Here is a 12,239-nt window from a genome sequence, read left to right on the forward strand (position 1 = left end):
GTAAAAAAGCCCACGTAAATGTACGTGGGCTATATTTTAAAGCTGTTATTTAAGGCATTTATTTAAAAGCTAAATTGCGCTGCTAAACGAAGATTTGTGCCCTCGCCAACAGTTACATTATTAGTTCCGCCACCACCTAAGTAGCTTTTATCAAATAAGTTTTCGATGTTAAGGCGTAAGTTAATATCGGTATTACTTAAGTTAAACTTATAAGTTGCACCTACATCAACACGCGTATATGCATCTTTAGTAATTGTATTGGCGCTATCGGCAAAGCGCTCACCTTCGTAAAAAGCACCAGCATTAAGTGCAATGGCGTCGTTTAATTCATAACGCGTCCAAAGTGATGCCGACCATTTTGGTGCATCGGTAGGGCGTTTACCTTCCAATACTTCATCGCGTTCAAAGTTAGCATCTAGATACATAGTTGATGCCATAACAAATAAGCGGTCAGTAGCGGCACCTTGTGCGCTTACTTCAACACCTTTGTGGCGTTGTTCACCCACTTGGTTTGTTTCACTTGTGAATGAGCCAATAGGCGTCTCAAGTTGTTCGCTAACAAGAGTACCTTCTTTGCTAATATCAAAAATAGCACTGGTAAGCATTAGGCGGTCATCAAATAACTGCCATTTTATACCAATCTCTCTTTGCTTAGATGTAACAGCATCTAATTTCATGCCGTTATTTACATCTGTTTCATCAATCAGTGTTTCACTACCTTGAGGCTCAAAACCTTCTGAGTAACTAGCGTATATAGTTGCAGAAGCATTTGGGTGATAAAGCACACCTACTTTTGGTACAAATGACTCGTTATCATTTCCTGTGCTATTTTGTTTGTCGTAACGACCACCCAATGATAGTTGCCACTCAGGCGAGAACGAAATTAAGTCTTGAACGTAAATTCCGTAGTAGTCGTATTCAGTTTCGCTTACTGTATCATCTGTTTTATAGCTTACTGATGGACGAGATGGTTCTGCTTGTCCTGCAGAAAAATCAAAAGAGTCGGCAGAGGTACGACGTTGCCCGTAGTAATAATCAAGCGAGTTTGCGCCAATTAAAAACTGATGTTGTAGACTTCCCGTTTTAAACTCACCAATAAAATCAATAAATGCAGTTTTAAACTGCCAATCATCAAAGCGATCATAAGGGTTTGATTGATAGCTATCACCCTCAACAAAGTCACTTGGCATATTCGGTGCTGATTCAAAGCGTTGGCGCTCAAACGTTTGTTCGTTATAGCCAAGCTTTACTTGCCAGTTATCGGTTAAAAATACTTCTAGGTCTACACCTAGGTTTTCTACGGTTATGTCGGTAAATGCCCAAGACATATCACGGATTGTTTTATCATCACCAATTACATTGGCGTTTTCGTCTATCCATGCGCCAGTATCTAAACCGGCTTCGTCGTCTGTGCGGTCGTAATGCACACGTACTAATGCGTTGTCGCTAATATCGTAATCAACAACTAAAGCACCTAAAAAGCGGTCGCGCTCACGGTTTTCACCATTTTGGTACTCACGCCAGTAATCAACATCTTGTTTAACTAAAATACCACGAGCACGTAAATCTTCTGATTCAGTCAATGCACCACTGGCATCTACCATAAAGCGCGTTGAGCCATGTTGGTCTACATCGGCACTGGCATTAAAGAGTGTTTGTGCTGTAGGTTTTTTAGTTACCATGTTAACCAAGCCACCCGGACCTGATTGACCATATAAAATGCTTGATGGGCCTTTAATTACTTCAACTTGTTGCAAAATTTCGATTGGTTGTTGATAGTGCGACCAATGCTGATGACCGTCGCGTAAATAACCTGTTGATGAGCTTAGCTCAAACCCACGTAAGTTAAATACCTCACGATTTCGTTGTTGTGAGCCTGCAGTTAAGCTTGCGTCATTTGTTAGTACTTCGCCAAGGGTAGTGGCAAGTTGCTCACTAATAATAGTGTCGGTTATTACGGTTACAGATTGTGCGGTTTCAAGTAAAGAAGCTGATGTTCTCATTGCGCCATTAGCGTTATCTACTTTGTAATCGTTAAAGTAGCTACCTTTTACTTCTATACGCTCAAGGTCAGTAGTGTTTGCGTATGTGTTTGTTGTAATGCTTGCTAATAGTGCTATGTAAAGAGAATTCAGTTTCATTGTTTGCTTCCAGCAGTGATATGTAAAAAACAATCGCGATCTTAATGCAAACTACTATCATTTTCAACACCTTTTGTTAACGTACTTTATTATGTGTTTGTTAATGGTTGCTAATTACGAATTCTGCTATTATTAGCAGCATATTTAGTGGGGCTTTCCCCCACGTTATTTTTATTGCTATGGAACTTACTGTGACTTCAACTGCTTTTTCATCTTTGGCTTTACCAGCTGGACTCGTTGATAATTTATCAACACTTGGTTATGCGCATATGACACCTGTACAAGCGCAAAGTTTACCGCCTGTACTTGCTGGTAAAGACATCATTGCTCAGGCAAAAACCGGTTCAGGTAAAACTGCTGCGTTTAGCTTGGGTGTGTTAGCTAAATTAAACGTAAAACGCTTTCGTATTCAATCTTTAGTCTTGTGTCCTACTCGTGAGCTTGCCGAGCAGGTTGCGGTTGAAATGCGTAAATTAGCGCGCGGTATCCATAACATTAAAATATTAACGTTATGTGGCGGTGTATCAATTGGTCCACAAATAGGCTCGCTTGAGCATGGCGCGCATATTATTGTTGGCACACCTGGGCGTGTTGATGACCATATTCGTAAAGGTACTTTACGTTTAGATGATGTTGAAACATTGGTACTTGATGAAGCCGATCAAATGCTTGATATGGGTTTTCAAGATACACTTGATGCAATTATTGAGCGCATTCCACAAAATCGTCAAACATTGTTATTTAGTGCAACATTCCCAAGAGCTATTGAAGCAATTGCTAAGCGTGTACTTAAAAATCCAGAAATGGTTAAAGTAGAAGAAGAGCAAGCCAAAAGCACAATTAAGCAGTACTTCTACAAAATGGATAATAATAAGCAGCGCTACCCAACGCTAAAATTATTATTACTTAAATTTACACCACAAAGCTGTGTTGTGTTTTGTAATACTAAAGTAGAAACACAACAAGTGTGTGACGATTTAGCTGATGAAGGCTTTAGTGCTGTTTCGCTACACGGTGATTTAGAACAGCGCGATCGTGAGCGTACATTAATTCACTTTTCAAATAAAAGTGCTTCAATACTTGTTGCAACCGATGTTGCTGCACGTGGTTTAGATATTGACGACATGGATATGGTGATTAACTACCATTTAGCACATGACACGCAAACACATGTGCATCGTGTTGGTCGTACAGGTCGCGCTGGTAAAAAGGGCATTGCATGTTCTATTTACGGTGAAGCAGAAGCGTTTAAAATTGCTCAAATAGGCGAACATTACGAACGTGATATTACTCCAGAGCAAATGCCACCATTTAATTTATTAGACAAGCCACCGTACCGCCCTGAAATGGTTACTTTGATGATTGATTCAGGTAAAAAACAAAAAGTACGTGCAGGTGATATTTTAGGTGCTTTAACGGGTAAAGATGGGGTTGCAGGTCGTCAGGTGGGTAAAATTAACGTACTTGATAACGTAGCGTTTGTTGCTGTTGAGCGTAACTCATTAAAACCTGCGCTTCGTAAATTAACCGAAGGCAATATTAAAGGGCGTAAAATACGCGCACGTCGCCTTACTCGTTAATTTAAACTTCTAAATTAATAGATTAACGAGCAGCTACCTTTAGTTGCTCGTATTGTGTTTGTATTTTTTTAAACTCAACTTCACAGCCATTTGGTTTATCTGGGTGCACTTGTAATGCAAGTTGTCTCCAGCGCTTTTGAACATTTTTAAGAGTGAAATTTTTAGGTAACTTCCATTCTAAAGCCAATGCTTTAAATTCATTTTCATTTAAAGCTTGTTGTGGTGATGTCGTTTTAAACTGACGCCAAAAGCTATTTAAAAGCTCATCAATCTGCTCTTCACTGGTATCGTAATTATGCCAATCTAAATAATAATCTCGCAAATTTTCGCTTGCTGTTACTAAACTATTATCTCCTTTTTCTAAAAGCTCGATATGCAGAGCTGAAATGAGTAAACTCTGAGGGCGTAATTGTGCCTGCAGTTGGTACAGTGCATTCATGATTAAAAAGTTACGTTTAAATAAATCACGTTCAGGACTTTTATCGAGAGTGGTCATAGCGCTGCGGTTTGTCAGTTCTGCTGCTAAAGTATGAACTTGCCAAACCTGCTTTGTTAGTATTAGCTCAAAAATCTCATCAATCAGTGGGTTAAGCATTGTTTAGGCCCTAGTAGTTGGTGTATCTTCAATAAAGATTACACTGATATAAGTAACGGTTTGAAGGATTAAAATTATGCTGGGCAAGTTAAAATGCCTCTTATTTACTATATGCTGTGTACTAATAGCTCCTAGCTATGCCCAAAATAATGATTCGTTATTTGAGCAATTCAAAAACGAAGTGCAGTGGGAGCCTAAATTACAATTAGCAAACATGCTACTTGCTAATAAAAATGCCTCCAAAAAGGAGCGTGTCGCTGTTTATTCGGCATTGGGTAATACTGCGTTATCGGTTGATAATTTTAAAGACTCATTACATTACTTTAAATTACTCGAACAACATACTTCGGATACTTTCTTCCCTGATGAGCACTTTCGTGCAATTAAAATGCAAGGTGTTGTACTTTTTTATCAAGGCTTATTTCAAAAAGCGATTATTGAATATACCCGTACCCTAGCATTAGCAGAAAAGAATAAGCAATTACTAGAGCAGGCAAACTTATTAAATAATATTGGTTTGGCCTATTTTAATATGAATAAGCTAGGCGATACCCTAGAGTTTTATTTAAAAGCAAAAGCTATCTACGAGGCGTACGGCAGTGAGCAAGATAAAACCGATATACTACTTAATATAGCAGGCGTTTATATACGCTTATCACGCTACGATAGTGCGTTTGGTCTTTATCAAGATGTACTTAAGGTTTATCAACGATTAGATGATAAAAGCGGTATTGCGCAGGTATATAACAATATGGGTGTTGCCCATATGGAGAGTAATCAATTTGACTTAGCACTGCATTATTATCAGCTAGCGCTGCGCTATTATATTTCAGCTAATGATTACAATAAGTTATCTACACAATATACAAATTTAGCTAACACTAATTTAGTATTAAAAAAAGTGGATGAAGCGTACGAGCAAGCTAAATTAGGTGAGTACTACGCCCTTAAAATAGATAATCATAATTTAGAGCTTAATGCGCTACATGCGCTGGCTAAAATTCAGTTTGTTAAGGGTAACTTAGAAGAGGCGCAAATAAATTTAGATAGAGCTATTTTACTTGCTCATGAATATGGTAGTGAGCGAATAATTAGAGAGAGCTTAGGGGCCAAAGCACTTCTTGAAGCCAGTAAAGGCGATTATTCAAGCGCAATGGCTTTGCAACAAAAATATATTAGTGAGTTGCGAAAGCTCAGAAGTACGGCAATTATAAATGCACTAGCGGTACTTCAGCATCAATTTAAAGCAACGCAATTAAACCAAGAGATAGAAAAACTTAAGCAAGATCGCCGTGTGCAAGAGCTAAAAATGTCGCAGCGTTCTCAGCTTACTTTATTCTCTTTTTTACTATTACTTTTAGTTGTCGTAACTGGTATTGCGCTTTATCGCCGTGGTGCAGAAAAACGCGCTAAGCAGCAGTTAACAGAACAAGTTACGCAACGTACCGCAGAGTTGCAGGCAATTGCACAAGAGCTGAGAGAAGCCAACGATGTTAAAAGCCAGTTTTTGGCTAATATTAGTCACGAAATTCGCACTCCACTAACGGCTATTTTAGGGCAAACAGATGCTTTGATTAATGAATTATATGAGCCTGAGTCACTTAAAGATGAATTAAGAGTAATTCAGCGTCACAGTGACCATTTAAAAAGCTTAATAAATGATGTACTTGATTTAAGTAAAATTGAAGCCAATAGATTAGAGTTAAATATTTCGTGCTTTGATATTGTAGAGCTCGTAAATGATGTGCACGCAATGTTTATCACCCAAGCAAAAGCAAAAAATCTACATCTTATTTTAGACAATCAAGTGGGTAATGAGTTTTACACTAAGCTGGATTTAATACGCGTAAAGCAGATTCTTATAAACTTATGTGCAAATGCTATTAAGTTTACTCATTCTGGGCAGATCATTATTGCATTAAATAAGAGTGAGCAAGGACTAGTTATTATTGTAAAAGATACCGGTATTGGTATGAGCTCTAAACAGTTAAAGCTTATTTTTGAATGCTTTAGCCAAGCTGATAACAGCATTAGCCGTCGCTTTGGTGGTACAGGGTTAGGCCTTAGCTTATCGCAACAATTAGCTGCGATGATGGGTGGTTATATCAGCGTACAAAGCGAATACAAAAAGGGCAGTCAGTTTTCGTTCTTTTTACCGTGCGCAGAAGTAAATAAATCGCAAAGCATGATTGAAACTCAAAGTGCTCCTAAGGCAAATAAGCAATTGGCAGGTCGTGTCGTACTTGCGGAAGATCATCCTGATAATCGTAGGTTAATAAGTCGTTATTTACGCTCAATGGGACTCGAGGTTATTGCTGTTGAAAATGGTGAGCAAGCGGTAGAGCAGTGCTTAAAAGAATATCCAGATTTGGTATTGCTCGATATTCAAATGCCAGTGATGGATGGGCGTTCTGCTTTTCAGCTATTAAAACAATGTGGTTTTGAGCGACCTATTTTTGCTTTAACAGCAAATGCTATGAGTCATGAAGTGGATGGTTATTTAGAGTTAGGGTTTACTGGTTACTTAGGTAAACCGATAGACAAAGAGTCATTTTATAAAGCGCTTTCTAGTCACCTACATAATGCAGAAGATCAGCCAATTACAAAGCAAAATGAAGTTGATATGAGCGATCTTGTGATTAGTTTCAAGCAGAGCTTTGCTTTGGAGAGTGAAACGATTACGCAGCATTTTATAAGCGAAGATTTAGATGCGCTACAAAAAGATAGCCATCGCATTTTAGGGGCTGCACAAATGTTTGGTTTGGATGAAATTGCGCAATCGGCTAAAAATTTAGACAGAGCACTTCTACGCAGAAGCAAAAAAAGCAGTGCAAATGACTTTAAAGCGCTCGTTGATACGCTGCAGGGTGTACTTAAAAAGTATAATGAAAGTTAAACTGTATTTAATCCAGACACAAAAAAAGCGCCTAAGGCGCTTTTTTATTCAATTAAAACGCTTTTATTGGCGTCTCATCGAATCAAAAAATTCATCATTGGTTTTGCTCATCGATAGTTTATCGATTAAGAATTCCATTGCATCAATTTCTGACATGTCATGAACAATTTTACGTAAAATCCAAAGCTTTTGAAGTTCATCTGGTTTTGTTAGTAATTCTTCACGACGAGTACCTGAGCGGTTAAAGTCGATAGCTGGGAATACACGTCTTTCCGCAATTTTACGGTTAAGGTGAAGTTCCATGTTACCAGTACCTTTAAACTCTTCGTAGATAACTTCATCCATTTTAGAGCCAGTATCGATAAGAGCTGTAGCTATGATTGTTAAGCTACCACCTTCCTCAACGTTACGTGCAGCACCAAAGAAGCGCTTAGGTTTATGTAATGCGTTAGCGTCAACACCACCAGTAAGTACTTTACCTGATGAAGGAATAACGGTGTTATAAGCACGTGCTAAACGAGTGATTGAATCCAATAAGATAACAACATCTTTTTTATGTTCAACTAGGCGTTTTGCTTTTTCGATAACCATTTCGGCAACTTGTACGTGACGAGAAGCTGGTTCATCAAACGTTGATGCAATAACTTCACCTTTAACTAGGCGTTGCATCTCTGTTACTTCTTCCGGACGTTCATCAATAAGTAAAACCATTAATGTTACATCAGGATGATTGTGCGTAATTGATTGTGCAATATTTTGAAGTAGCATTGTTTTACCCGCTTTTGGCGGAGCTACTAACAAACCACGTTGGCCGCGGCCAATAGGAGATGCTAAATCAAGTACACGGGCTGTAATATCTTCTTTACTGCCGTTACCACGTTCCATGCGAAAACGTTCGTTTGCATGTAATGGAGTAAGGTTTTCAAAAAGAATTTTAGTTCGAGAGTTTTCAGGTTTATCAAAGTTAACTTCATTTACTTTAAGTAAAGCAAAGTAACGTTCACCGTCTTTAGGTGGACGAATAAGACCTGAAATTGAATCGCCAGTACGCATGCTGAAACGGCGAATTTGGCTAGGTGAAACATAAATGTCATCTGGGCCAGCTAAGTAAGAGGCTTCTGATGATCTTAAGAAGCCGAAACCATCTTGTAAAATCTCTAATACACCGCCGCCGAAGATATTCTCTCCGCCTTTGGCATGGGATTTAAGAATGGCAAAAATGATATCTTGCTTTCTTAAGCGGGCTACGTTTTCGAGCCCCATGGACTCAGCTAAGTCTACAAGCTCTTTAATGGACTTGTCTTTTAATTCGCGTAAATGCATATTGGTGGGTTCTTTATTACAGTTGTCATACTCAAAATCGCTTTGATCGTTGAGTGAGGTTTGTTGAATATAACTAAGGATTAGTTGGCTTTATAAACTAGCAGTTCACTGGCAAAGCGTCCAGTCTTTATACAAAATAAATTTAAAAAAGGGCAAAAAGCCCTTTTTATTGTTCTAGCTTACAGTTAGATGTTGTTTTCTAAAAACTCAATAAGTTGAGTTTTTGAAAGAGCACCTACTTTCGTTGCAGCTACTTGACCATCTTTAAAAAGAAGTAAAGTAGGGATACCACGAATACCAAATTTTGGCGGTGTGCCAGCATTTTGGTCAATGTTTAATTTAGCAACAGTCACACGGCTGTCGTATTCATCAGCAACTTCGTGAAGAATAGGGGCGATCATTTTACAAGGTCCACACCATTCAGCCCAGAAATCTACTAGTACTGGTTTGTCAGATTGTAATACGTCAGCTTCAAAGCTATCGTCAGTAATTTGGATTATTTTCTCGCTCATTGCGCTCTCCGATTTAGTTAGGCGAAATATTTAGTGCGTATTTAAACACTCTTGTTTCTTATTGCAAGTTTAAACGTTATGCTTAAACGCTATGACTAAGACACATTTAACCGATAAAAAGTTTTCAGACTTTGCTATCGCACCGGAAGTGGTTGCCGGTTTAACCGAGAATGGGTTTGAATATTGCACACCTATTCAAGCAAAATGCCTACCTTTTATTTGTGATGGACGCGATATCGCGGGCCAAGCTCAAACAGGTACAGGCAAAACGTTGGCGTTTCTAACTGCCACGTGCCATCGGTTATTACAATCTAGCAAAGCACCTAGTAAACATCCAAGAGCCCTGATCATGGCCCCTACTCGGGAGCTTGCGATTCAGATACACAAAGATGCTAAAATTTTAGCGCCGCACTGTAATCTTAACTTAGGTTTAGTATATGGTGGCGAAGATTACGAAAAACAACGTGCACAACTAGAAAAAGGCGTTGATATTTTAATTGGTACTACAGGTCGTCTAATTGATCTGTATAAGCAAGGCTGTTACACCCTTAATGAAATTGAGGTAGTCGTGCTTGACGAAGCTGATCGTATGTTCGATTTAGGTTTTATCAAAGATATTCGCTATATGTTCGATCGTATGCCAGATACATCAAAGCGTTTAAACTTATTATTTTCTGCCACATTATCGTATCGCGTACAAGAATTAGCTTTTGAGCACATGACAAACCCAGAACATGTTCAAATTGAACCTGACGTTAAAACGGGTAAACGTATTCAAGAAGAGCTATTTCATCCTTCGCAAGAAGATAAAATTAAGCTGTTGTTAACCTTAATTGAAGAAGAATGGCCAGAGAAAGCAATCGTGTTTGCAAATACCAAGCACAGTTGTGAAACAGTATATGCTTGGCTTAAGTCAGACGGTCATCGTGTAGGTATGCTTACTGGTGATGTTAACCAGAAAAAACGCCAAACTATATTAGCGCAGTTTAGCAAAGGCGACTTAGACTTTTTAGTTGCGACTGATGTTGCAGCGCGTGGTCTTCATATTCCAGAAGTAAGTCATGTATTTAACTTTGATTTACCTGACGATTGTGAAGATTATGTTCACCGTATTGGTCGTACTGGCCGCGCTGGTGCATCAGGCCACGCAATTAGTTTTGCATGTGAGCAATATGCATATAACCTGCATGAAATTGAAGAATATATAGAGCACAGCATTCCTTTATCACATTATGATAAAACAGCATTGCTAGATGATTTAACTCAGCCTATTATTCAAAGAAAGCGCAACTATTCAACAGGTCCACGTAACCGTAGTAATAACAGCGGACGTCGCCCAAATAATAGTTACCAAAAAGGACGGTCGTAAACGACCGTTTGTATAAGTAGTAGTAACTAGAGGTTTTTGAACGGTGGGGCAACTTAAACCGCAAAAAAATGTGTACGCAGTTATTGATTTGGGCTCAAATAGCTTTCATATGCTTATAGCCAAATCAATTGCTGGCGGTCTACAAACAATTGGACGTGTTAAACGCAAAGTCCGATTAGCCGCAGGGCTTGATAAAGATAACGTATTGAGCACTGAAGCAATGCAGCGAGGCTGGGAATGCCTTGCCCTTTTTGCTGAGCGTCTACAAGATATCCCAGATAAAAACATCACCATAGTAGCAACAGCCACCTTACGGTTAGCAACTAACGCCGAAGTATTCAAAAATCATGCAGAAAAGATTCTTGGCCATAACATTAATGTTATTAGCGGAGAATTAGAAGCGCGTACAATTTATAAAGGTGTTGCTCATACTTCATCTTGTACTGGCAAACAGCTTGTTATTGACATTGGTGGTGCAAGTACCGAAGTTGTAATTGGTAAAGCATTTGATGCCTTACATTACAAAAGCCTCAATATGGGGTGTGTTACCTATCTTGAACGCTATTTCAAAGACTGCCAATTAAGTAAGAGTAACTTTAACGCAGCCATAAAAGCAGCTCGTACAGTCATTGATGAAATTTCTCCAGAATATAAAACAGCGGGATGGCAAATTGCATCTGGTGCTTCTGGCACAGTGCAAGCAATTCAAGAAATTATGGTCGCTCAAAATCTTGACGATTTACTTACGCTTGAAAAGCTCAACACTATAAAAGAGCAAGCAATTGCATTTAGCACTATTGCAGCGCTAGACCTTCCTGGATTAAGTGAAGACCGTCGACTGGTATTTGTATCAGGGCTCGCAATCTTAATCGCACTATTTGAATCTCTTGAAATAGAAAAAATGGGATTGGCGGGTGGAGCACTGCGTGAAGGCGTTTTATATAGCATGGTTCCGGAGTTTCATAATAACGACATTCGTAAACGCACAGTTGATGGGTTTATGAGTCGTTATCACGTTGATCAAAAACAAGCGTGTCGGGTTTCAAGCTTAGCTATGCAGTTAGCGGTAAGTATTGATAAAGATTGGCCAATTGAACGTTTAAATGGGTTACCACTATTAAAAGCGGTAGCGCAGCTTCATGAGATTGGATTACTAATAGAATATAAGCAGTACCATAAACACACCGCTTATATTTTGGAAAATACCGATATGCCTGGTTTTTCACAGTCAGAGCATAAATTAATAGTAGCGGTAGCAGATGCGCATCGTTCTGATTTTCCAAAAGGCTGTTTTAATTCACTCGGCGTAAATAGTCTATTGGCGCAATATATAGTGAGATTACTACGGATAGCAGTCATCTTATCAATGCGCAGACAAGATGATGTACTGCCTATGTTTGAGTTAACTGCTAAAAATGAAGTGTTAGACCTTAAGTTTGAAAGTAACTGGTTAAAAGATCATCCATTAATGGCCAGCGAGCTACAACAAGAGTCTAAACAGCAAGGTAAACTTGGGTGGAAGCTCATAGTAAACTAATTAAAAAGGCCCATCAGGGCCTTTTTAGTGTTTAAAGTAACCATTTCGATGCAAATATGTGCGAACAGCACATTATTTCAAGTTTTCTTCAAAAAAGGGTTGATCTGTTTTCGGATCTCCCTATAATGCGACCCCACTGAGACGGGAAACGCCAACACATAGCGAGGCACGAACAACTCAGGGTGTTAAGTAAAACTTAGATTGAATCTTTTTAGAAAGTTTAAATTTAAGTATTGACAAAAAAATAGGAAAGCGTAATATGCGCAGCCCTAGCGAGATAAAGTTT

Annotated in this window: 8 protein-coding genes; 4 read left to right on the forward strand and 4 right to left on the reverse strand. The window is 38.8% G+C overall.

The features are described 5' to 3' along the window. Window positions 1-62: 62 nt before the first annotated feature. Window positions 63-2,141: a TonB-dependent receptor gene (locus tag GQR38_RS14945; RefSeq protein WP_165722714.1), complete on the reverse strand. Its 2,079-nt coding sequence runs from the start codon at window positions 2,139-2,141 to the stop codon at window positions 63-65. A gap of 191 nt (window positions 2,142-2,332) precedes the next feature. Here GQR38_RS14945 and dbpA point away from each other — a divergent pair, with 191 nt between their 5' ends. Continuing rightward, window positions 2,333-3,721: an ATP-dependent RNA helicase DbpA gene (gene dbpA / locus GQR38_RS14950; RefSeq protein WP_007580581.1), complete on the forward strand. Its 1,389-nt coding sequence runs from the start codon at window positions 2,333-2,335 to the stop codon at window positions 3,719-3,721. Window positions 3,722-3,743: 22 nt separating this feature from the next. On the opposite strand, the gene GQR38_RS14955 is transcribed toward dbpA, so the two are convergent. Beyond that, window positions 3,744-4,316, reverse strand: coding sequence for a DNA-J related domain-containing protein (locus GQR38_RS14955; protein WP_165722715.1), 573 nt, complete (start codon window positions 4,314-4,316; stop codon window positions 3,744-3,746). 76 nt (window positions 4,317-4,392) lie between these two features. On the opposite strand from GQR38_RS14955, the gene GQR38_RS14960 reads away from it, so the two are divergent. Next, window positions 4,393-7,212, forward strand: a complete 2,820-nt coding sequence (locus GQR38_RS14960) for an ATP-binding protein (protein WP_165722716.1) — start codon at window positions 4,393-4,395, stop codon at window positions 7,210-7,212. Window positions 7,213-7,275: 63 nt separating this feature from the next. Here the strand turns inward: GQR38_RS14960 and rho are convergent, their stop codons facing one another. After that, window positions 7,276-8,535, reverse strand: coding sequence for a transcription termination factor Rho (rho, locus tag GQR38_RS14965; RefSeq protein WP_002960945.1), 1,260 nt, complete (start codon window positions 8,533-8,535; stop codon window positions 7,276-7,278). Window positions 8,536-8,720: 185 nt separating this feature from the next. Further along, a complete protein-coding gene (trxA, locus tag GQR38_RS14970) occupies window positions 8,721-9,047 on the reverse strand; it encodes a thioredoxin TrxA (protein ID WP_002960942.1) in 327 nt (108 codons plus the stop codon). Window positions 9,048-9,138: 91 nt separating this feature from the next. Between trxA and rhlB the strand changes: the two genes are divergently transcribed. Further along, complete coding sequence (gene rhlB, locus GQR38_RS14975; RefSeq protein ID WP_002960940.1) at window positions 9,139-10,416, forward strand: ATP-dependent RNA helicase RhlB; 1,278 nt, start codon at window positions 9,139-9,141, stop codon at window positions 10,414-10,416. Window positions 10,417-10,459: 43 nt separating this feature from the next. Then, complete coding sequence (gene gppA / locus GQR38_RS14980; protein WP_007580584.1) at window positions 10,460-11,953, forward strand: guanosine-5'-triphosphate,3'-diphosphate diphosphatase; 1,494 nt, start codon at window positions 10,460-10,462, stop codon at window positions 11,951-11,953. Window positions 11,954-12,239 lie beyond the last annotated feature (286 nt).

It is taken from the genome of Pseudoalteromonas sp. c7(2019) (genome assembly GCF_011378625.1).
GTDB lineage: Bacteria > Pseudomonadota > Gammaproteobacteria > Enterobacterales > Alteromonadaceae > Pseudoalteromonas > Pseudoalteromonas arctica.

Bases quoted from the DNA above. Each gene is read 5' to 3' on its own strand.
- GQR38_RS14960 (WP_165722716.1), top strand. From the start codon at position 4,393: ATGCTGGGCAAGTTAAAATGCCTCTTATTTACTATATGCTGTGTACTA.
- trxA (WP_002960942.1), bottom strand. From the start codon at position 9,047: ATGAGCGAGAAAATAATCCAAATTACTGACGATAGCTTTGAAGCTGAC.
- rho (WP_002960945.1), bottom strand. From the start codon at position 8,535: ATGCATTTACGCGAATTAAAAGACAAGTCCATTAAAGAGCTTGTAGAC.
- rhlB (WP_002960940.1), top strand. From the start codon at position 9,139: ATGACTAAGACACATTTAACCGATAAAAAGTTTTCAGACTTTGCTATC.
- GQR38_RS14945 (WP_165722714.1), bottom strand. From the start codon at position 2,141: ATGAAACTGAATTCTCTTTACATAGCACTATTAGCAAGCATTACAACA.
- GQR38_RS14955 (WP_165722715.1), bottom strand. From the start codon at position 4,316: ATGCTTAACCCACTGATTGATGAGATTTTTGAGCTAATACTAACAAAG.